Here is a 20,801-nt window from a genome sequence, read left to right on the forward strand (position 1 = left end):
CGACAGAGGGTTGCCCGCGCAAGATCTGAGAGATTACTCTCGAAACATGTCTCTCAGAAATCCGTACGGCGATTTCGAGATCACCGACCCGCAGGCGATGCGTGCGTTGGCGCATCCGGTCCGGCTCGCTGCCCTCAGCTACCTGCAGAAGAACGGCCCGGCCACGGCCACCCAGCTGTCCGAACACGTCGGCGCGTCCCCGTCCGTCACCAGCTGGCACCTGCGGCACCTCGCCGGCTTCGGCCTGGTCGTCGACGGCCCGCCGCCGAGCGGCTCGGACCGGCGCCAGCGCTGGTGGAACGCGGTCGCCCGCGGCTTTCGGTACGAGATGCCGGACACAGCGGATGGCATCGAGGCCGGCCGCCTGCTGCGGACCGAACTGATGAACCAGGCACTCGAGGCGGCCCAGCAGTGGATCGCGGAGACCGAGCCGAACCTGGCCCCCGAATGGAGCAAGCTGGCCGGTTCGGCGAACACGCTGCTGGTCATCACGCCCGAAGAGGCCGAGGCGATCGAGTCCGCGATCGAGCAACTGTTCGCGCCGTACGTCCAGCGTCGCGACGCCAACGAGGCGCCGGACGACGCCCACCCGGTCCGCTACCTCCGCATTTCCTTGCCTGAAGCAACGGACTCGCAATGAGCACGCTCTCCGCCACCAGCCTGTGGCGCGACCGCCAGTTCCGCACGTTCTGGTCCGCGCAAACGATCTCGGCGTTCGGCGACCGGGTCACCGAGCTCGCCTTGCCGTTGATCGCGGTCACGCTGCTCGACGCCTCCCCGAGTCAGGTCGGCTTCCTGACCGCGGCGGTCTGGCTGCCGAACATCGCCTCGCTGTTCATCGGCACGTGGGTCGACCACCGCCGCGACAAACGCCCGCTGATGATCGCGGCCGACCTGATCCGCACCGTCCTGCTGCTCTCGCTGCCGATCGCCTACTGGCTCGATCTCCTTGCCCTCGGCCACCTGTACGCGATCGCGATCCTGGCCGGCACGGCGCAGGTCGTGTTCGGTACGGCGTACGCGTCGTTCTTCGTGCGACTGGTCGACCGCGACCAGTTCATGGAGGCGAACAGCAAACTCTCCGTGACCCGCTCGCTCTCGTTCATGGCCGGACCGGCCGTGGGCGGCGCGCTCGTCCAAGCGCTCACTGCCCCGGTCGCGGTCCTCGTCGACGCAGTGTCCTTCGTCTTCTCGGCCATCCAGATCAGCCGCTTGAAGATCACTCCGGGCGTATCCGAGGAGTCGACCGAGCCACTCCTCCGGCGAGCTCGGGCCGGCATGCGCTACGTGCTCAAGCACCCGTACCTCAGCCGCAGCCTGGCCAGCGCGACCACGGTCAACTTCTTCAACCTGATGAGTACGGCGCTGCTCGTGCTGTTCGCGAGCCGCATCCTCGGGCTGTCCGCGGGGACGATCGGCTTGGCGTTCGGCATCGGTGCGTCCGGCGGTCTGCTCGGCGCCGTCAGCGCGTCGCCACTGAGCCGGCGGTTCGGCGCGGGTCCGGTGATTGCGGCCGGCGCGATCATCTTCCCGGCGTCGATCGCGATCGCCGCACTCGCGGACGGTCCGACCTGGGTGAAGGCGGTCGCGCTCGGTGCGGCCGAGTTCATCGGGGCGTTCGCGGTGATGTGTTTCGACGTACCGCTGAACTCGTTGCAGGCGGCCGTGATCCACGACCACATGCGGAGCCGGGTCGCGGGCGCGTTCAGCAGCATCAACTACGGGATCAGGCCGCTCGGCGCGGTCGTCGGCGGGTTCCTCGGCACCTGGATCGGTGTCCGCGAAACCCTCCTCGTGTCCGCAGCCGGCGGCCTGCTTGCCGTGCTGTGGCTGATCGGCTCACCGATCATCCGCACCCGCGAACTGACCGGCCTGGAGCCTCCCGAGCTCTAGGGCATGTCCCCCCATCCCACGCCGTAGCGAGCAGGTGCCGAGTGCCGCGCAGTAGGCGTGGGATGGGGGGTCATGCTCTAGTCGTGCACGCTGCTGTCGACCAGGTCCTCGACGTCGACCTTCTTGACGGTCTTGCGGAGCGGAACCTCCTTGATGAACAGCACCGCGATCAGCGCGACAGCCGCACACGCGGCCGCGATCAGGAAGATCCGCCCGGTCGCATCGCCGTACGACTGCCGCACCAGCTCGGCCAGCTGCGGCGGCAGGTGACCGACGTCGAGCAGGCTCGTGCTGCCGGAGCCACCCTCCTGGAGCTTGCGCGCCGCCTCGGCACCGCCGGGACCGGCGAGCACGCCGGCGACGATCAGGCTCTTCACGTGAGCCGCGAGGACAGCGCCCAGCGCGGACACGCCGACCGCACCGCCCAGGCTGCGGAAGAACGCCACGGTCGCACTCGACGCGCCGATCTCGCGGACATCCACGGTGTTCTGTACGGCGAGGACCAGGTTCTGCATGGTCATGCCCATACCGAGACCCATCGCCAGCATGCCGAGTCCGACGTACCAGTACGGCGAGCTGTGGTCGATGGTGCCGAGGATCAGCAGACCGACGAGCAGTAGTACGCCGCCGGAGACCAGGTACCGCTTCCACTTGCCGAAGCGGCTGATCAGCTGGCCGGAGCCCGCCGAACCGAAGAACGAGCCGAGCATCATCGGGATCGTCAGCAGGCCGGCCTCGGTCGGGCTGTAGCCGCGAGCGATCTGGAAGTACTGCCCGAGGAACAGCGCGCTGCCGAACATCGCGACACCGACCGCGAGGCTGGCGACGATCGCCAGTGCGGTGGTCCGCTCGCGGACGACCTTGAGCGGGACCAGCGGCTCCTTCACCCGGTTCTCGACCATGACGGCGAAGAACCCGACGAGCAGCGTGCCGCCGACGAACAGCGCGGACTGCCACGACATCCAGGCGAAGTCCGTGCCGGCGAAGGTCACCCACAGCAGCGGCAGGCTGGCCGCGATGCTGATCAGGACGGCGCCGACGTAGTCGATCCGGACCTCACGCTTGATCAGCGGCAGGTGCAGGTACTTCTGCAGGATCACCAGGCTGACCACGGCCAGCGGGACGCAGACGTAGAAACACCAGCGCCAGCCGAGCCAGGAGGTGTCGACGATGACACCGCCGATGAGCGGGCCGCTGACGGTCGCGACCGCCATCACGGCACCCATGTAGCCGGAGTAGCGCCCGCGGGACCGGGGCGGGATCGCGGCGCCGATGATGGCCTGGGCGAGCGCCATCAAACCGCCCATCGCGAGGCCCTGCAGGACGCGGGCGCCGATCAGGAACGGCACGTTGTGGGACAGGCCGGCCAGCGCTGACCCGATCACGAAGACCGAGATCGCCAGCTGGACCAGCAGTTTCTTGCTCACCAGGTCCGCGAGCTTGCCCCAGATCGGCGTGGACACCGTGGTGGCCAGCAGGCTCGCTGTGAGGACCCAGGTGTACTGCGTCTGGGAACCCTCGAGGTCGGCGATGATCGTCGGCAGGGCATTGCTGACGATCGTCGAGCTCAGCATCGCCGTGAACAGCGCGGCGAGCAGGCCGATCAGGATCTCGAGGATCTCGCGGTGGGTGAGTTCCGGCGCGGCGGGCCCGGAATGGGACGCCCCCTGCTGCCGGGTCTCGGTGACAGTCATCAGTCTCCAGTCGATTGTGTGCGCCTCACGACCTGGTTGACCTCGGTGATCGCGTGCGCGATCCGCTGCATCGTCTCCGCAGCGGACAGCAGCGCATCGTCGTCGAGGTCGGCCAGGGCCGCACGAAGGTGCTGGGTGTAGGACGAGTAGAGGGCCTCCAGCTGGGCCTTTCCGGCGGGCGCCAGGCTGACCAGCCCGACCCGGGCATCGGCCGGGTCGGGTCGACGGCTCACCAGTCCGTCGGCCTCCAGCGCTGCTACCTGCCGGCTCACCACCGACGCGTCGACGCCGAGCTTGGCCGCGATCTCCCCGCCGCGCTGCTCGCCGCCCTTGTACAGGATCTTGAGCACGCTCGCGTCGGACCGTCGCAGCCCGCTGTCGGGCATCAGGTGCCGGTGTTCGATACATCGCACCGCGCGGATCAGCGAACTGACCCCTTCGAGGACCTCCTGCGCCGGTGCGTCCCGCTCTACCCCCGGGACAAGGGGTTGCTGAGCTAGTTGCATAACCCAACTATATACTCGGATAGTTGGTTTCCACAACCATATGCCCAGGCTGTGGATAACTGGTTACACGGGGTGAGCCCTCAGCCGAGGTCGGTGTTCAGGCGGGCCAGGAGGCGGCCCAGATCCGCGAGGTCCGTCGGGTTCCAGCGGTCCAGGATCGCGCGGAACTCGGTCTGGCGTTGGGTGCGCATGGCCTCGTAGCGCTCGGCGCCGGTGGTGGTCAGGCGAAGCAGGCGGGCGCGGCCGTCGTCCGGGTCGCCGACGCGCTCGATCAGGCCGAGGTTCTCCAGCTGGGTGATGCCGCGGCTGACGGTCGACTTGTCCAGGCCGAGGACCTGAGCCACATCGGAGGCCCGTACGCCGGCGCCGTTGCCCGTCCCCATCTCGATCTGGGAGATCAGCGCGTACCCGGCCGCGTCCATCTCGGGGTGGACCCGCCGCGCCAGCCGGAGCGATGCCGAGCGCGAACGGCGGAACAGCGCAGACAGCTCCTGCTCGATCGCCGCGACCATCTCCTCCGAACGCTCCACCTGCATGCTCACCGAACCACGATCCCCGCGTCGCGGAGGGCCTTCTTCACGTCGGCGATCCGGAAGTCGCCGAAGTGGAACACGCTGGCTGCGAGCACGGCATCCGCGCCGGCCTGGACCGCGGGCGGGAAGTGTTCCGGCGCCCCCGCTCCCCCGCTGGCGATCAGCGGTACGTCGACCACCGCGCGCACCGCCTTGATCAGCTCCAGGTCGAACCCCTGCTTGGTCCCGTCGGCGTCCATCGAGTTCAGCAGGATCTCCCCCGCGCCCAGCTCGCAGCCACGCTGCGCCCACTCGATCGCGTCCAGTCCGGCCGACTTCCGCCCGCCGTGGGTCGTCACCTCGAACCCGCTCGGCTGCTCGGCGGACCGGCGTACGTCGAGGGACAGCACCAGCACCTGGTTACCGAAGCGGTGTGCGATCTCGCGGATCACGTCGGGCCGGGCGATCGCGCCGGTGTTGATGCCGACCTTGTCCGCCCCCGCGCGGAGCAGCCGGTCGACGTCGGTCACCTCGCGGACGCCGCCGCCGACGGTCAGCGGGATGAACACCTGTTCGGCGGTCCGCCCGACCACGTCGTACGTCGTCTCGCGCGATCCCGACGACGCGGTGATGTCGAGGAACGTGAGCTCGTCGGCGCCCTCCGCGTCGTACACCTGGGCCATCTCGACCGGATCGCCGGCATCGCGCAGGTCGGCGAAGTTCACGCCCTTCACGACGCGTCCCGCGTCGACGTCCAGGCAGGGGATGACTCGTACGGCAAGGCTCACGCGGAAAGGGTACCGTCAGCCACCCAGGACCCAGACGTCGTCACGCAGCAGGACGACCGGTCCGTCGGGTGTCGTGGCGGTGACCGTCAGCCCGTCGCCGCCGACCACGACGTCGGTGTGGACGGTCGCGTTGTTCAGCCCCCGCTCGGCTCGCTCCTCCGGCGTCAACTGGATGCCGTCGGCAACGGCGAACGGGAAGCTCTGTCCCCAGGCGATGTGGCTACCGGCGTTCTCGTCGAACAGGGTGTTGTGGAAGACGATGCCTGCCTGCGCAACCTTCGAATCCTTGTCGACCAGGGCGACCTCGCCGAGGCTGCGGGCGCCGGGGTCGACATCGAGCTGCGCCCGAACCAGGTCGGCGCCGGTCGTCGCATCCACGTCGGTGATCCGACCGTCCGTGAAGGTGAGCTGCAGCCCCTCCACGAGTTGGCCCGCGATGACGACAGGCTTGGTCACCCGCGCGACGCCGTCCGCGCGGCGGCGGTCGGGGCTGGTGAAGACCTCTTCGGTCGGGATGTTCGGCAGGTAGGCGATCCCCGCGGGATCTGTCACCGAACCGCCCGTCCAGCGACAGTCGGGCAGCAGGCCGACTCTCAGGTCGGTCGCTTCACCGGCGTAGTGGAGCTCGGTGATCTGCAGCTTGTCGAGGGCCGCACACCGCTCAGCCAGGACGGCGGAACGCTCCCGCCACGCGGCCACCGGGTCAGCCTCGTCGAGCCGCATCGCCCGGGCGACCGCATCCGAGAGCCGGTCGACGTCGGGTTCGCCGTACACCTGGGTTGCCCAGCCGGAGTTCGGCGCGGCGATCACGGTCCAGCGCCACCGTCCGCTCATCACCGCCTGCTGCCGAGCAGCCATCTCCTGCCTCCGTACGGCGGCCACGCGGGCGGGGTCGATCCCGGCGTACAGGCCCGAGTCCGGCGTACCGGTCAAGGCGATCGTTGCGATCCCCTCCTCTACCCAGCCGCGGATGCGCTCGAGCGACCAGGGCCGGTCGGCGCTCAGCGTCTCCAGGTCGGAGTGGACCAGATCCGACCGGCGCACGTGCCCGTCGGACCAGAGCACCTCCACCCATTTCGCGCCGGCGACATACGCACGCTCGACCACAGCCCTCGCGATCTCCGCCTGGGCGATGTCGGCGTTCACCACAACGCCCTGCCCCGGTTGCACATTCACGCCAACTCGAACAACCAGATCGGCGAAACGCTGCAGCAACTCGTCATCCATCTCGGCTCCCACCTGTTCACGTTGGCGTGAACATTGTCGGACCCCCGACCCGGGTGGCGAGTGGCCGTCACCGAGCCGGTGTGAAATTAGTTGCACTGACACTAGTAGCAATGTAACTATCGATTCTCCCATCGAGAGGATCGACATGCGCACCACGAAGTACCTCGCCGCCGGCGCGATCGCCGTGGCCCTCACCGCCGGGACGATGTTCACCCCATCGGCCGAAGCACAACCGCGGGACACGGCCTCGTCAGCTGGCTGGTCAGCTGCCTGGGCGAGCGCGATGCAAAGACCCACCGCCGCCGACGGTAACTGGAGCCGGGCCGGATTCGACCACCAAACGATCCGGCAGACGGTCCGGATGAGCACCGGCGGCCGGAGCCTGCGGATCCGGCTGTCGAACCTGTACGGGACCAAGCCGCTACAGATCACCGGCATCACGGTGGCCGGCGCCGACGTGACGTTCCACGGCTCACGCCGTACGACGATCGCCCCCGGCCGGACGACGACATCGGATGCGGTGGCCGTCTCCACCACGGCCGGGGAGCAACTCGTTGTCTCCCTGTACCTCGACGGCGCGACCGGACCGGCGACCTTCCACGAAGACGGGCTCACCACGACGTCCACCTCCGCCGGCAATCACCTGCACGACAGCGCGCCCGGCACCGCGACCAGCCACGCGTTCTACTACCTCACCGGCGTCGACGTCACCGGAGCGGTGGGAACGATCGTCACCTACGGCGACTCGATCACCAACGGGCACAACTCCACGCCCGGCGCCGATCACCGGTACTCCGACGACCTGGCGCAGCGACTCGGGAAGACACGGCTCGGCGTGGCCAACGTCGGCATCAGCGGAAACCTGTTGCTGCACGAGCTGCCCTGTTTCGGCGAGGTGGGTGTGACGAGGTTCCGGCGCGACGCACTCGGGCAGCCCGGAGTTCGCGCGGTGATCGTCGAGGAAGGCGAGAACGACATCTGGGACAGCGAGTTCAACTTCGGCTGCGGCGTGACGCCCAGGATCACGGCGGACCAGCTGATCGCCGGCTACCGCAGCATGATCGCCGCCGCCCACGCTCGCGGAGTGCGGATCATCGGCGGCACGATCACCCCGTTCAAGGCCGACTACATGAAGCCCGACGACTTCGCCCGGGCCGAGGCGATCCGGGCGCAGACCAACCAGTGGATCCGGACCTCAGGTGAGTACGACGCGGTCGCCGACTTCGCCCGGGCCGTCGGGGATCCGGCCGACGAGCAGCGGATCGACCCGGCGTTGGACTCCGGCGACCACCTGCACCCGAACGACGCCGGGTACGCGGCGATGGCCGTGGTTGCGTCCGAAGCGCTCTCCGGACGCAACCAGCGGTAGCTACTTCCAGGCGCGGCGGCGGCCGTCGGTGGACTTCATCGGGCGGGTCGACTCCCACACCCGGCGCCAGCGGGCGGCCTCCGGGCCGGTCTGGGACGGCGAGGCGCCGAGTGCGGCCCGGCGGCGGGCCTCGTACCAGGTGGTCGATTCCTCGTCGAGCAACGCCGACACCGCGGCCGCGATCCGCGGCGCGAAGTCGCGAGCGCTCTCCCCTTCGGCGGCGTGCAGTGGGTCGCCGTACCGGACGTGCACCGCGGGGCGGCCCGGGACCGGCCAGCCGCGGCCGCGCGGCATCGCGGCGAACGAGCCCTTGATGCCGACCGGGATGATCGGGACGTTGTGCTCGACGGCGAGGTACGCCGCGCCCATCCGGAACCGCTGGATCCAGCCGTCCGGCGAGCGCGTCCCCTCCGGGAACACGACCACGTTCCAGCCGTCGGCGAGCAGGTCGCCCGGGGTCGAGCTGAGGTTGCCGCCGCGGCGCTCGATCGGGAACGTGTTGAACACGATCGCCGACCCGGCCGCCCGCCACCAGGTGTCGAAGAAGTAGTCGGCCGCGGCCGCGAACGCCGTCTTGCGCCGCATCGCGTCCGGCAGCGACAGCAGCAGCAACGGGGTGTCCAGGTGCGACGAGTGGTTCGCGACGATGATCGCCGGGCCGTCGAGCTTCAGCAGCGAGTCGAGTCCGCTCACCTGCGGGCTCACCTCGAAGTTGAGGATCGCGTTCAGCGGGCCCTTCTGGATCAGGTCGCGGACCGCGATCGCGCCCGGCGTACGGGCCCACTTGGTCGGGAAGACCGTGGACTCCTTCGGGATCACGTACGGCTCGGCCGACCGCGGCACCTGCGGCCGTCGGCCCCACCGCCACCCGCGCGCGACCTGCTTCACGTCACGCGCGGTGTCGCGGCTGAACTTCACCAGGCTGGTACCCATCAGCGCACGTCCGCGAGCAGGTGCGGCGGGTTGTGCAGGTACGTGATCGAGGGCGACCGGCCGACCGAGTGGCTGACCATCTCGAGCGCGTCCTGCAGCGTCGACGCGGACCGGAAGCCCATCCGCTCGACGGTCTTGCGGTTCGCGCCGACCCAGACGATGTCGCCGCAGTGGTCCAGCGCGTGCGAGATCCAGTACCACATGTAGAACGGGTGCACGCCGTGGTACGCGTACGACGTCCGGTACAGGTGGATGTACCACGGGTCCTCGGCGTACTGCTTCTCGAACTTCGCCTCGATCGTGGCCGGATCGGTGCTCTCGGCAAGCACTTCCTCGAAGAAGTCGACGTACGACGGATGGTGCAGCTGGCTGAACTCGTAGTCGACCGGGTGGTACAGGATCACCGCGCCGTCCTTGCGGACGACCGGGTTGCCCCGGTACGAGTTGAAGTAGTACCCCAGGCCCATGCAGGCCGCGAGGATCGGGTTCATCACCGAGTTCACGTTGTACGGGCCGACGAACGGCACGCCCATGATCGCGACATCGGACTGGCCCTGTACCTCGACCAGGTGCTGGCGGTGCACGTTCTCCAGCGTCTTGTCGTGCACCGGCTCGATCTTGCCGGCGTGCACCCCGGTCAGGCCGTAGGTCGACCGGACGTCGGTGAAGATCTTGTGCCGCAGCTTGCCCGGCGCGGCCGCGAGCGCGCGCTTGGTGCCGAGCATCGAGGCCTGGTCCTTGAGCGACCACTCCCACTCGCGCTTCTGCAGGAACTCCAGCGGCCCGCCGAAGATGTCGTTGTTCAGCGTGGTCTCGATCTGGAAGACCTTGACGTGCTGGGTGAGGATCTCGCCCATCCGCCAGGCCGACTCGTGCATCTTGGACCGCTTGTGGTCCATGAACGACCGCGAGTGGATCATCGTGTGGCTGTTGTGGTGATGCTTCAGCGACTTGTACGACGCCAGGCCGATCGACGTCGACTTGTGGCCGCCGTCCATCGCCACCAGGTTCACGTTCACGTAGACGAGCAGGTCCGACTCGGCCGCCCGCTTGGAGATCTCGACGTCCTCGCCGTGCCTGGTCTGGCCCAGGTGGGTCAGGTTCGCGCTGTCCTCGGCGTCGAAGTTGTAGAGCCTGCCGTCGGGGAAGAACGACCGGAACACCCGCTCGCCGACGATGTCGCGCAGCTCGTTCGGGGTGAGCCGGCGGTGCAGCGCGTTGGCGGAGATCAGCTCGACGTCGTCGACGCCGGCCTGCGCGGCCAGCTCGAGCACGGCCTCGATGATGCGCTGCCGGATGTCCGGCTTCTTCATCGGCGGCAGCGGGATCGAGATGTCGTCGAACGCGATCGTCAGCCGCATCCCGGCGCGCAGCAGCTCGGGCAGCGGCTCGGACTCGATCGGGTTGAGCAGCGCGTTCTGGATCGCCTCGTCGACGTCGCGCACCGGCGGCAGCGCCTCCGGCGGGTACACCACCCGGGTGCCGAGCGGGAACCGCTCGAGCAGGAAGCCCTCACCGTTGTGCACGAGCAGCGGCGGGGTGCGGTCGTCCACCTCAAGCACAAAACCTGGCCGGGACATGTCAGAACCTCTCTCGTCGTACGTACTGCGCTGTTTCCAGTACTGTCACGGCCCTCATGAGGCCCTCACATCGAACGCAACCTTGACTGTTCCCAGCCGGCCGGCGGAGTGCGCGTGGTCGAGCGCCTCACGCCAGCGGTACAGCGGGTACCGCGCACCGACGATCCCGTCCAGCGGGGCTCGTCCGGCCAGCTCCAGCGCCGTCTCGAACGCCGGGCGGCCGTTCGGCTCCTCCCGCGCGGACGCGTAGGTGCCGGTGACCTCCAGCTCGCGGAACCACACCGGCGACAGGTCGGCGCCGCTGGCCGGCATCCCGGACAGCACCACCCGGCCGCCGGCCTTGGTGACCCGCAGGACGGTGTCGATCGAGTCCTTGCTGCCGACCGCGTCGACCGCGACGTCGACACCGCCGAGCAGGAACTCGCCCGCGCCGAAGTCCGGCTTCAGCCGGAACGCACCGGTCGATCGCCGTACGCCGCGGAACACCTCGTCGGGCGCGACCACATCGCTGGCGCCGAACGCCCGCGCCAGTTCACGCTGCTTCGGGTGCTTGGCGACCACGGTGATCCGGCCGGCCTGCGTCAGCTCGCGCAGCGCGAGCGTGGCGAACAGCCCGACCGCGCCGGCGCCGCTGACGAGCACCGACTGGCCCGGCTGGACCTTGGCCCGCAACGCGGCATGCACCGCACCGGACAGCGGCTCCACCAGCACGGCCCGCTCGTCCGACATTCCGTCCGGTACGGCGTACAGCTGGCTGCGGTGGGCGACCAGCAGGTTGCCCCAGCCGCCGCCGGTGTCCTGGCAGAACCCGGTCTGCAGACCCGGCGCGACATGGCCGACCGTGATCCGGTCGCACCGGTTGGTGTTCCCGGTGACGCAGTTCTCGCACAGCTCGACGCCACGCGCTTCGCAGGTCAGCACGGAGTCCATCACGACCCGCGTGCCCTTCGGCAGGTCCTCGCAGTCGTCGAGCAGCTCGCCGACGATCTCGTGACCGGGCACGAACGGCATCGACACCACGGCGGAGAAGTACAGCTTGGTCGAGCCGGTCACCATGCCGAGGTCGGAGCCGCAGATGCCGGACAGGATCGGCCGGATCCGTGCCCAGCCGGGCCGCTCGGCCTTCGGCTCGTTGATCGTGACGAGGCGCAGCGGCGCGGCCGGTCCGGTCAGGATGCCGGGGATACGACCGCCGACCGCCTTGGCCGCCAGGAACTTGGCCGGCGACCGGTACATCTCGAGAGCCAGCATCATCGAACGTTCACCCCAGGGAGCTCCAGACGGGACGACGTGGACGGGGTCTTCCAGTCGACGATCTGCCAGCGCGCGGCCCGGGCGGCCCGGAACAGCGACACGTCCGGCGAGACGGCGACCGGATTGCCGACGGTCTCCAGCATCGGCAGGTCCGAGTGGCTGTCGGCGTAGGCGTACGACTTGGACAGGTCGATGTTGCTCGTCCGGGCGTGGTGCTTGATCCACGCGGCCCGGGACTCGCCGACCAGCGGCGGCCCGGACAGGAAGCCGGTGCAGCGACCGCGGTCGTCGACGGCCAGCTCGGCCGCGACGATCTCGTCGAACAGCGGCTCGAGCGGGCGGGTCAGCGGGCGGACCGCGCCGGTGATCAGGATCGTCTTGTGCCCGGCGGCGCGGTGCTCGCGGATCCGTCGTACGGCGGCGCCGCTCAGCCGTTCGAGCACGTGCTCTGCGAGGATCTCGTCGACGATCTGGTTCAGCTCCTCCAGATCGGCACCGGCGTACCGGCGGTAGATCGTCCGGAGGAACGTGCCGCGGTCCTTGCGCTCGGCCGCGATCAGCTTCGGCAGCTTGCGCAGCATCGCGCCGAGCTCGCCGACCCGCTGCGGGCCGTCCAGCTCGGGCAGCCGCATCCACAGGTAGGTCTCGATCACGTTCGAGGACAGCAGCGTGCCGTCCATGTCGAACGCCGCGATCACCTTGGACTCCGAGGAAGGCTCGACCTTCTTCAGTACGCCGGCGGACTCGGCGAGCGCCTTGTTCCGCTTCTTGCGGACGACGTCGAGGCGGCGCATCGACTCCGTGACGCTCGGACAGTGCAGCTCCTGCAGGTAGTACTGCCAGTCCACGATCGAGGTGTCGCACCAGAATTTCTCCCGGTCGTCACCCTCGAGCGCGTTGTGCAGCGCCAGCACGTTGTCGTCGATGAACTGCAGCTCGGCCTGCGCGTACTCGGAGTACAGATCCATGTAGCGGCGGAGGAAGTCGAGCCGGCGCTTCTGCACGTCGAGCTCGCGCGCGTACTTGCGGACGCGTTCGCTCCGCGGCACGGTCGTGATGATCTTGTCGGCGATCTTGTGGGCCTTCTCGCCGTACCGGAGCATGCTCTCGACCGAGTCGCCGCCGGGGAACTTCCAGACCGGGAGCCGGACCGCGCCGCGCTCGCCGAGGTCGAAGGGGTGCTTGGAGAAGTACGCGCGGACGCCGGCGTACAACTGCTCGAAGGTCAACGGGTTCCGGGCGCCGGAGCTGACGTGGTAGTACTCCGGCTTGCTCAACTCGGGCTCGGTCGCCATCACCGCGCAGATCGCGCCGACCACGTGGTCGACCGGGATGATCTCGACGACGGAGTCGGGGCTGGCCGGGAACTCCGGCAGCTCACCGCGCCCGTAGGCCAGGATCAGCGGCTCGGCCATCTTGAAGCCTTCGATCCAGCCCGGGTGCGGGGACTGCAGCGCCGACTCGATGATGGCCGGCCGGACGATCGACGTCGGCAGCTTGCCGGCGAACTCCTCGACCACGCGCTCACCCAGCGCCTTGGTGAATGTGTAGCAGTCGGTCCAGCCGAGGCTGCGGGCGCGCTCGGTGCCGGTCTCGACCAGCTTCTTCGCGACCCACTCGATCCGGCGGCGCTCGGTGTCCGCCGCGGCGGTCAGGTGACCGGCGCGGCGATGCAGCTTCTCCGCTTCCTTGCGGAACTTCGCCAGCATCGGCGCAGAACGGGACTGCTCCTCGATCCGGGCCTTCATCGCCATCCCGGCCTCGGCCTCGGCCCGCCAGTCGACCAGGTGCTCGACCGGGGCCTCCGGGATCGCGCCCCGGCGGCGGCCCGCGGTGTAGGCGGTGGAGATGTGCACGTAGTGGACCGGGCGGCCGGTCTCGACGATCCGCTCGAGCAGGCTCTTGGTACCGAGCACGTTGGTCGTGAACGCCTCGTGGATCGGCGGGTCGAAGCTGACGTCGCCGGCGCAGTGCACGACGATGTCGAGATCCTTCGGCAGCTCCGGTACGTCGGACAGGTCGCCGTCGATGACATGGATCCGGGCCGCGGTCAGCGCCTCGGCGTCGGCGTACTCCGTGCCCTCGCCGTAGAACGGCTTGAAGATGTCCTTGCGGAGCATCTGCGCCATCCGGTCCGCGCCGGACAGCGAGCCCTTCGGCCGGACGATCGCGGCCACGGTCGTGCCGGGCAGCTCGCCGATGATCCGATGCAGCAGCGCTTCACCGACGAATCCGGTGACGCCGGTGACAAGGACCTTCTTGTCCTTGAGCTTGTCGGCCAGACTCACTTGTCGCCTCCACGCGTGAGCTCGAGTGCCTCGGTCAGGGTGAACGCGCCGGCGTACAGGGCCTTGCCGACGATCACGCCTTCGACGCCGTCCGGCACCAGCGTGCTCAGAGCCCTGAGATCGTCGAGGCTCGAGACGCCGCCGGACGCGATGATCGGCTTGTCGGTGCGCGCACACAGGTCGCGGTAGAGCTCCAGGTTCGGGCCCTGGAGCATGCCGTCCTTGGTGACGTCGGTGACCACGTAGCGCTCGCAGCCGGCCGCCTCCAGCCGGTCGAGCACCTCGTACAGGTCGCCGCCTTCCTTGGTCCAGCCGCGCGCCGCCAGCGTCCGGCCGCGGACGTCGAGCCCGATCGCGATCCGGTCGCCGTACTGCTGGATGATCCGGTCGCACCACTCCGGGTCCTCGAGCGCGGCGGTGCCGATGTTTACCCGGCGGGCACCGGTCGCGAGGGCGGCCGTCAGGGAGTCGTCGTCGCGGATGCCGCCGGACAGCTCGACCTGGACGTCGAGCTTGCCGGTCACCTCGGCGAGCAGTTCCCGGTTGCTGCCGCGGCCGAACGCCGCGTCCAGGTCGACCAGGTGGATCCACTCCGCGCCGGCCTCCTGCCAGGCCATCGCGGCAGCCAGCGGATCGCCGTACGACGTCTCGCTCCCGGCCTCGCCCTGCACGAGCCGAACCGCCTGCCCGTCCGCCACATCGACGGCAGGCAGCAGCACTAAATGCCCTGACCGGGGCGGCGGGGTGGGGGACGAATCTGACACCGACATGGCCCACACCCTAGAGGGCGTTCCTGAAGGATTCGTAACCCGGACGCCCGCTGAGTCGTTCATATCCGATCTGTCTCAGCAATACCAGCAGGGTCAGTGGTCCTATCATTACGCTGGTCGGGTGGCGACTGTCGAGCAACTCGAAACCGACCCGCATCCGACGCTGGCATCGATCCGGCCGATCGGGTGGATCGAGGCGCTGAGCACCTGGATGGTCACCTCTCGCGCGCTGGTGCTGAAGGTGTTGCGCGACCCGGAGACGTTCACCGTCGACGATCCGAGGTTCTCGACGGCACAAGTCGTCGGTCCGTCGATGCTTTCGCTCGACGGCGCCGGTCACAAGGCACATCGCGATCCGTTCGAGTCCCCGTTCACCCTGGCCGAGACCCGCCGTCGCTTCGTCGGCCCGGTGCAGCAAACCGTCGACGAACTGATGGCCGCTCTTCAGGCCGATCGCGCAGCCGTCGGCCCGACCGCGGACCTCCGCCCCGCGCTCGCAGGGCCGTTGTCCGTCGCGGTGGTTGCGTTGTCGCTCGGGTTGCCGCCTGCCTCGGCCTCGACGGTGCTCGACTGGTACACGGCGATCTCCGCGTCCGTGTCCGGTGTTTCCGCAGGCCACCCGGTGAGCGCCGAGGGCGCCGCCGCGTTCGGTGAACTGCACAAACATGTTGCTGCAGGCATCGACTCGTCGGACTCGCTGATCGCCGCGGCTGCGCAGGCCGGGCTGGGTGTCGACGAGGTCGTCGCGAACGCCGCCGTACTGATGTTCGGCGGTATCGAGACCACCGAGGGCATGATCACCAACGCCCTCTGGCACCTGCTGACCAACCGTGACCAACTCGACCTCGTCCTCGCCGACCCGACGCTCCTCCCCAACGCCATGGAGGAGTCACTCCGCCTCGAGCCGGCCGCCGCAGTGGTCGACCGCTACGCCACCCGCGACATCGAGCTCGCGGGCGCACAGATCCGCCGCGGCGACATGGTGACCGTCTCCCTCGCCGGCGCCGGCCGCGATCCGGAGATGTTCGAGTCGCCCGACACGTTCGACGTACGCCGACCCAATGCGCGCCGCCACCTCGCCTTCGCGAGTGGACCGCACATCTGCCTCGGCATGCACCTGACCCGGCTCGAAACGCTCACCGCGCTGGAAGCCGTCCTCCGGCTCCCCGGCCTTCGCCTCGCCGCGGACTCACCCGCGCCGAGAGGTCTCGTCTTCCGCAAGCCGTCCGCGCTGCGCGTCAGCTGGGACGCCTGAGAACCAGCATCGTCGCGGAGTACACCGGCATCAAACGATCCGGATCCTGCTCGGCATCCGAGGCGAACCGCTCGAACCCGGGCACGACCTCATCCTCCGACAGGTACTCGAACGTCGAGAACGCCCGATGACTGAGCCGCTGGTAGCTCTCGCTGAAAGTCCGCGGCTCCTCGGCAGTGATCCGTACGACGTCCTCGTCCGGGACCAGCCCCGCCTCGGTCGCGAGCGCCTTCACCTCCCCGATCGAGAGGTACATCGCCGCGTCAACCGCCCGCGCGGACGGGAAGTACTCGTACCAGAACAAGTCCGGCATCACATCCGAGAACTGGCTGCGCAGCAACGCCACTCCCCCGGGCCGCAGGACCCGGTGCACCTCGCGCAGAGCCTGCAGCTGATCCGGGAAATGATGGAACGACAGGAACATCAGCACCGCATCAACCGATGCCTCAGGCAACGGAATCTGCTCGGCGCTGCCGCTCAGATAGGTCACGCGCGGATGCAGCTGGGCGGCCTCACGCATGCGGTCGGACGGCTCCACGCCGTACACCCGGCCCTGGAACTCCTCGGCCAGCCCCGGGCTCAGCCGACCGGTCCCACTCCCGAGATCGAGCACATCCAACGGCCGCCGCTGCGGCAGGTACGTCGCGAACGCCGAGGTCCACCGGCGTACTTCGGCGGGCTGCATCCCACGGCCCGCGGCGTACACACTGCCCATCCGACCGTTGTAGTCGACCATCTCAAAACCCTACCGTGCGAAGAACACGTCGTACGCGAGTCGCAGGATCAGGGCGGACACGACGACCAGGAAGATCACTCGGACGAACCGGCTGCCACGGGCAACCGCCGTCCGGGCGCCGAGGAGACCGCCGAGCATGTTGGCCGCACCCATGATCAGGCCGAGGCCCCACAGCGGTGCGCCGTGGAGGGCGAAGACGATGATCGCGCCGAGGTTGGTGGCGACGTTCGCGATCTTCGCCTTTGCACTGGCCTGCAGGAAGTTGTAGCCGAGCAGACCGACGAGGGCGAAGATCAGGAACGAGCCGGTGCCCGGGCCGACCGCGCCGTCGTAGAAGCCGATGAGTACGCCGACCCCGCTCGCCGCGAGGTAGTGGTCGCGGCCGTCAAAGCGCAACGCGGTCCGTGCGCCGAGCGACGGCTTCATCGCGGTGTAGATCGCGACCACGATCAGTAACACCAGCACGATCGGCTTGAACCACGACATCGGGATCTTCGTCGCGACCAAGGCGCCGGTCGCCGCGCCCAGCCCGGCGAGGATCGCGAGCGGCAGGACGGTCTTCTTGTCCGGCCGGACCTTCACGCCGAACGTGACCGCGCTGGTCGTCGTACCGCACAGCGACGAGATCTTGTTCGTCGACAGGATCTGCGCCGGCGAGGCGTTCGGGAGACCGAGCAGCATCGCGGGAAGCTGCAGCAGTCCGCCGCCGCCGACCACGGCATCGATCCAGCCCGCCGCGAAGGCGGCGATCACCAGGAACAGCAATGTCCACAACGAAATATCAGGCACAGCGGGAGATCCTCACGGACCCGATGATCAGGTAATGGCGTTGTGCGATTCAACCCTTACAGACCCTTAGGCGGGTCAATGAGAGCTATGACACCCGATCCGGGAGAATGGCGGAGTGAAGTTCCTACTGCTGATCCACAACAACGCCGAGGCGCTCAAGCAGTTCACCGAGCAGGAGCTGGTCGAGATGTCCGGCGGGGGCGAGCTGGTCGCCGCGACCGCGCGCGAGCTGTTCGCGACCGGGGAGCTGGTATCGATCCTCGGGCTCAAGGACCCCGGTGAGGAGAAGGACATCCAGCTGGTCGCCGGTACGCCGGTGATCTCGGACCGTCCGCTGCTGGAGACGAAGGAGTTCCTGGCCGGCGCGATGGTGCTGCACTGCGACTCGGTGGAGCGGGCGCTGGAGATCGCGGCGCGGATCCCGTTGGCAAGCTTCCGTCGCGTCGAGCTCCGCGAGATCCGTCTGGACCAGGACGACTTCCTGTCCCAGCTGGACGGTTTCCTGACCGGGCCTGGCGAATCGTGAGCGATCCCGCGGTGCCCGAGCTCGAAGCGGCGATTCGGGCGGCGGCGCCGCGGGCACTGGCGGTTCTCGTCCGGCGGTACGACGCCTTCGACCAGTGCGAGGACGCGGTCCAGGAGGCGCTCGTCGACGCGTTCGTGCAGTGGGGCGCGAACGGCGTACCGGAGCAGCCGGTCGGCTGGCTGATCAGCGTCGCGTCCCGCCGGATGATGGACGGCTGGCGACGCGACAACGCGCGGCGGCAGCGCGAGCTGAAGGACTTCCTGCGGGCGCCGACCGACCAGTACGACCCCGACGAGTACCACGAGGACGCCGACGACACAGTCCGGCTCCTCGTGCTCTGTTGTCATCCCGCGCTGACGCCTGCCTCCCAGATCGCGCTGACGTTGCGCTCGGTCGGCGGTCTCACCACAGCCGAGGTGGCCGCCGCTCTGCTGGTCAGCGAGAGCACCGTCGCGCAGCGCATCAGCCGGGCGAAGCGGTTGATCAAGGACGCCCGGTTCGAGCTCCCGACGGCCGAGGAGTACGACGAGCGGCTGGCCGCCGTACTGCAGGTCCTTTACCTGATCTTCAACGAAGGCCACACCGCGAGCGCCGGGGAATCGTTGCAGCGCGTGGATCTCGCCGAGGAGGCGCTCCGGATCACCCGCTTGCTGTGTCAGGCCACGGGCGAAGCCGGCGAGGTGGCGGGCTTGCTCGCGTTGATGATCCTCACCCACGCCCGCCGCGACGCGCGGACCGGGCCTGGCGGGGACCTGATCCCGGCCGATCGGCAGGACCGATCCCGCTGGCACGCCGACGAGATCGCCCAGGGCACACGCATCGTCGAGGAGACGCTGCGCACCGGCGCCGTCGGCCCGTACCAGCTGGAAGCAGCGATCGCCGCCGTGCACAGCGAGGCCGACTCGGTCGAGACCACCGACTGGGAACAGATCGCCGGCCTCTATCGCCTCCTCGAGAAGGTCGACCCGAGTCCGATGGTGAGGCTCGGCGCGGCCGTCGCGATCGCGATGACCGAAGGCCCGGAGGCCGGCATCGCGATCGTCGAAGAACTCGCCGACGACAAGTACCTCGGCGAGCACCATCGCCGCCTGTCCGTCCTGGCCCACCTGCACGAACTCGCCGGCCGGACGGACCTGGCGCGCTCCAACTACCTCGCCGCGTTGGAGCGCACCCGGAACACGGCCGAACAGAACTACCTGCGCGACCGCATCGCCAACCTCGACACGTGATGCCGGCTCACACGGCCTGCGGAGGCACGCTCAGCGCGTTGCGGAACACGTGGCCGGGGTCGACCTCCCGCTTGAGCGCGGCGAGCCTGGCCCGGTGTGACGCCGGGTAGCAGCTGTCGAGGTCCGCGTCGGTCGGGTCCGACAGGAAGTTCAGGTACGCGCCGTTCGGCCGCAGGGTCTGCCAGAAGGCGTCGAACTCCGCGGGCTGCGAGCCTTGGGCTTCGAGCGTTCCCATCAGCACCGAGTTGACCATGAACTGCGCGTCGCGGTGGGCGAACGCGGTCGCGTCCGCCGGCATCGCACCGAACGCGCCACCGAGCGCCCGGATCTCCATCGCCATCGCCGGCAGCTGCTGACGTCCCTCGAGCAGCCTGCCCGTGAGATCGGGCCACCACATGTCGAAGAGGCCGTTGCGGATCCGCGGACGCCAATCCGCGGGCATCGACATCTCCGAGAACACCTCGGCGTACGGCACCTCGGCGACCTTGTCGGTCAGCAGCGTGCCGAGATTGCGCAGCGGCTCGAGAAGCGCAGGGTCTCCGGCGACGCACACCATCACGGCGACGGGGACCTGACGATCGGCCATCATCGTCGGCGCGAGCTGCAGCGACGACGTCACCTCCGCGGGCGCATGCGCTGCGTACTCCGCCCAGCCGTTGAGCACCTGCTCCGTTTGAGTCCACGGGTACAGCAAGGTGCCGAAGTGCACGGTCGGCTGCCGCACGGCGGTGATGTCGTACGACGTGACCACCCCAAGACTGCCGGCCGCGCCGCGCAGTCCCCAGAACAACTCCGGTTCGTTCGCGGCGTCGACCCGGCGTACCGAACCGTCCGCGGTGACGACCTCGGCCGACACCACGTTGTCGATCGCCAGCCCGTGCTTCCGGACCATCCAGCCGATACCACCCCCGGCCATCAACCCACCGACGCCCACACTCGCCGTATCCCCCGACGAGATCGCCAGCCCGAGCTCTCCAAGTCGCGCGGCCACGTCTCCCCAGGTCGCGCCGACGCCTACGCGAACGACATCGTCCGCCAGCACCTTGACCTCGTCCATCGGCCGTACGTCGATGACCACGCCGCCGTCGTTCGTACCGAACCCGGCCGCGTTGTGCCCACCGCTCCGTACGGCGACGGGCAGGTCCTGCGCCTCGGCGTACCGCAACGCAGCGACCACATCAGCGGCACCCGTACAGCGCACCACCACGCTCGGCCGGCCCTCGGCCATGATCACCCGTCCGGCATCGGCGTACCCGGCGTCTCCGTCCACGAGGACCTCACCCAGCACAGCCCCGCGAAGCTCGCCGATCCCCCGGCCAACTACTACAGATTCCGTCATCGCCAACTCCCTAGATCCGAGACGCCCCCTCTGGCGTCTCACCCCGGGATCGGAGCCGATTCGCATTCCTCGACACGGTCGACGAAAGAAATGCAACCGGCCCCACTCCGTGC

19 protein-coding genes are annotated in these 20,801 nt (G+C 68.9%); 6 read left to right on the plus strand and 13 right to left on the minus strand.

The features are described 5' to 3' along the window. The first annotated feature begins 46 nt into the window (after positions 1-46). Both AB0J62_RS28935 and AB0J62_RS28940 read left to right on the plus strand, forming a co-directional pair. Positions 47-640: an ArsR family transcriptional regulator gene (locus tag AB0J62_RS28935; protein ID WP_363877633.1), complete on the plus strand. Its 594-nt coding sequence runs from the start codon at positions 47-49 to the stop codon at positions 638-640. Further along, positions 637-1,893, plus strand: coding sequence for an MFS transporter (locus tag AB0J62_RS28940; protein ID WP_363877635.1), 1,257 nt, complete (start codon positions 637-639; stop codon positions 1,891-1,893). Before AB0J62_RS28935 ends, AB0J62_RS28940 begins: the two co-directional genes overlap by 4 nt. A gap of 77 nt (positions 1,894-1,970) precedes the next feature. Here AB0J62_RS28940 and AB0J62_RS28945 read toward each other — a convergent pair whose 3' ends face one another. The 5 genes from AB0J62_RS28945 to AB0J62_RS28965 all read right to left on the minus strand — a co-directional run bounded on the left by AB0J62_RS28945 (position 1,971) and on the right by AB0J62_RS28965 (position 6,620). Beyond that, entirely contained in the window at positions 1,971-3,587 is a 1,617-nt protein-coding gene (locus AB0J62_RS28945; protein WP_363877637.1) for an MDR family MFS transporter, read from the minus strand. Further along, a complete protein-coding gene (locus tag AB0J62_RS28950; protein WP_134098576.1) occupies positions 3,587-4,093 on the minus strand; it encodes a MarR family winged helix-turn-helix transcriptional regulator in 507 nt (168 codons plus the stop codon). Before AB0J62_RS28950 ends, AB0J62_RS28945 begins: the two co-directional genes overlap by 1 nt. An 80-nt stretch (positions 4,094-4,173) precedes the next feature. After that, entirely contained in the window at positions 4,174-4,629 is a 456-nt protein-coding gene (locus AB0J62_RS28955; RefSeq protein ID WP_130450943.1) for a MarR family transcriptional regulator, read from the minus strand. A 2-nt stretch (positions 4,630-4,631) separates the two neighbouring features. After that, on the minus strand, positions 4,632-5,393 hold the full coding sequence (gene hisF / locus AB0J62_RS28960) for an imidazole glycerol phosphate synthase subunit HisF (protein WP_363877640.1): 762 nt from the start codon (positions 5,391-5,393) through the stop codon (positions 4,632-4,634). Between the two features lie 15 nt (positions 5,394-5,408). After that, positions 5,409-6,620 carry an aminopeptidase gene (locus tag AB0J62_RS28965; RefSeq protein ID WP_363877642.1) on the minus strand — a complete coding sequence of 404 codons (1,212 nt, stop codon included), beginning with the start codon at positions 6,618-6,620 and terminating at the stop codon, positions 5,409-5,411. A gap of 145 nt (positions 6,621-6,765) precedes the next feature. Between AB0J62_RS28965 and AB0J62_RS28970 the strand changes: the two genes are divergently transcribed. Further along, positions 6,766-7,989, plus strand: coding sequence for an SGNH/GDSL hydrolase family protein (locus AB0J62_RS28970; protein WP_363877644.1), 1,224 nt, complete (start codon positions 6,766-6,768; stop codon positions 7,987-7,989). Here AB0J62_RS28970 and AB0J62_RS28975 read toward each other — a convergent pair whose 3' ends face one another. The 5 genes from AB0J62_RS28975 to priA form a co-directional block, all read right to left on the minus strand. Further along, positions 7,990-8,922 carry a lysophospholipid acyltransferase family protein gene (locus tag AB0J62_RS28975; RefSeq protein ID WP_134098564.1) on the minus strand — a complete coding sequence of 311 codons (933 nt, stop codon included), beginning with the start codon at positions 8,920-8,922 and terminating at the stop codon, positions 7,990-7,992. Next, entirely contained in the window at positions 8,922-10,475 is a 1,554-nt protein-coding gene (locus AB0J62_RS28980) for a lactate racemase domain-containing protein (RefSeq protein WP_363877647.1), read from the minus strand. The genes AB0J62_RS28975 and AB0J62_RS28980 overlap by 1 nt, the downstream gene beginning before the upstream one ends. Positions 10,476-10,556: 81 nt before the next feature. Beyond that, positions 10,557-11,756 carry a zinc-binding dehydrogenase gene (locus AB0J62_RS28985; protein ID WP_363877649.1) on the minus strand — a complete coding sequence of 400 codons (1,200 nt, stop codon included), beginning with the start codon at positions 11,754-11,756 and terminating at the stop codon, positions 10,557-10,559. Further along, positions 11,753-14,044, minus strand: a complete 2,292-nt coding sequence (locus tag AB0J62_RS28990) for an HAD-IB family hydrolase (protein ID WP_363877651.1) — start codon at positions 14,042-14,044, stop codon at positions 11,753-11,755. The genes AB0J62_RS28985 and AB0J62_RS28990 overlap by 4 nt, the downstream gene beginning before the upstream one ends. Further along, positions 14,041-14,814 (minus strand): bifunctional 1-(5-phosphoribosyl)-5-((5-phosphoribosylamino)methylideneamino)imidazole-4-carboxamide isomerase/phosphoribosylanthranilate isomerase PriA, encoded by a 774-nt coding sequence (priA, locus tag AB0J62_RS28995; protein ID WP_363877654.1) that lies wholly within the window; start codon positions 14,812-14,814, stop codon positions 14,041-14,043. The genes AB0J62_RS28990 and priA overlap by 4 nt, the downstream gene beginning before the upstream one ends. Positions 14,815-14,935: 121 nt before the next feature. Here priA and AB0J62_RS29000 point away from each other — a divergent pair, with 121 nt between their 5' ends. Beyond that, positions 14,936-16,069, plus strand: coding sequence for a cytochrome P450 (locus AB0J62_RS29000; RefSeq protein WP_363877656.1), 1,134 nt, complete (start codon positions 14,936-14,938; stop codon positions 16,067-16,069). Here the strand turns inward: AB0J62_RS29000 and AB0J62_RS29005 are convergent. Both AB0J62_RS29005 and AB0J62_RS29010 read right to left on the minus strand, forming a co-directional pair. Then, positions 16,053-16,805, minus strand: coding sequence for a class I SAM-dependent methyltransferase (locus tag AB0J62_RS29005; protein ID WP_363877659.1), 753 nt, complete (start codon positions 16,803-16,805; stop codon positions 16,053-16,055). The genes AB0J62_RS29000 and AB0J62_RS29005 overlap by 17 nt on opposite strands. 9 nt (positions 16,806-16,814) lie before the next feature. Next, the gene (locus AB0J62_RS29010) at positions 16,815-17,594 is read right to left on the minus strand and encodes a TSUP family transporter (RefSeq protein WP_363877661.1); all 780 of its coding nucleotides are present in this window, start codon (positions 17,592-17,594) and stop codon (positions 16,815-16,817) included. A 115-nt stretch (positions 17,595-17,709) separates the two neighbouring features. On the opposite strand from AB0J62_RS29010, the gene AB0J62_RS29015 reads away from it, so the two are divergent. Then, positions 17,710-18,120: a YciI family protein gene (locus AB0J62_RS29015; RefSeq protein ID WP_363877663.1), complete on the plus strand. Its 411-nt coding sequence runs from the start codon at positions 17,710-17,712 to the stop codon at positions 18,118-18,120. An 11-nt stretch (positions 18,121-18,131) separates the two neighbouring features. After that, positions 18,132-19,349: a sigma-70 family RNA polymerase sigma factor gene (locus AB0J62_RS29020; protein WP_363877665.1), complete on the plus strand. Its 1,218-nt coding sequence runs from the start codon at positions 18,132-18,134 to the stop codon at positions 19,347-19,349. Between the two features lie 7 nt (positions 19,350-19,356). On the opposite strand, the gene AB0J62_RS29025 is transcribed toward AB0J62_RS29020, so the two are convergent. Continuing rightward, complete coding sequence (locus tag AB0J62_RS29025) at positions 19,357-20,688, minus strand: FAD-binding oxidoreductase (protein ID WP_363877667.1); 1,332 nt, start codon at positions 20,686-20,688, stop codon at positions 19,357-19,359. Positions 20,689-20,801 lie beyond the last annotated feature (113 nt).

Origin of the sequence: Kribbella sp. NPDC049584 (genome assembly GCF_040675555.1) — a bacterium.
Taxonomy (GTDB): Bacteria; Actinomycetota; Actinomycetes; order Propionibacteriales; family Kribbellaceae; genus Kribbella.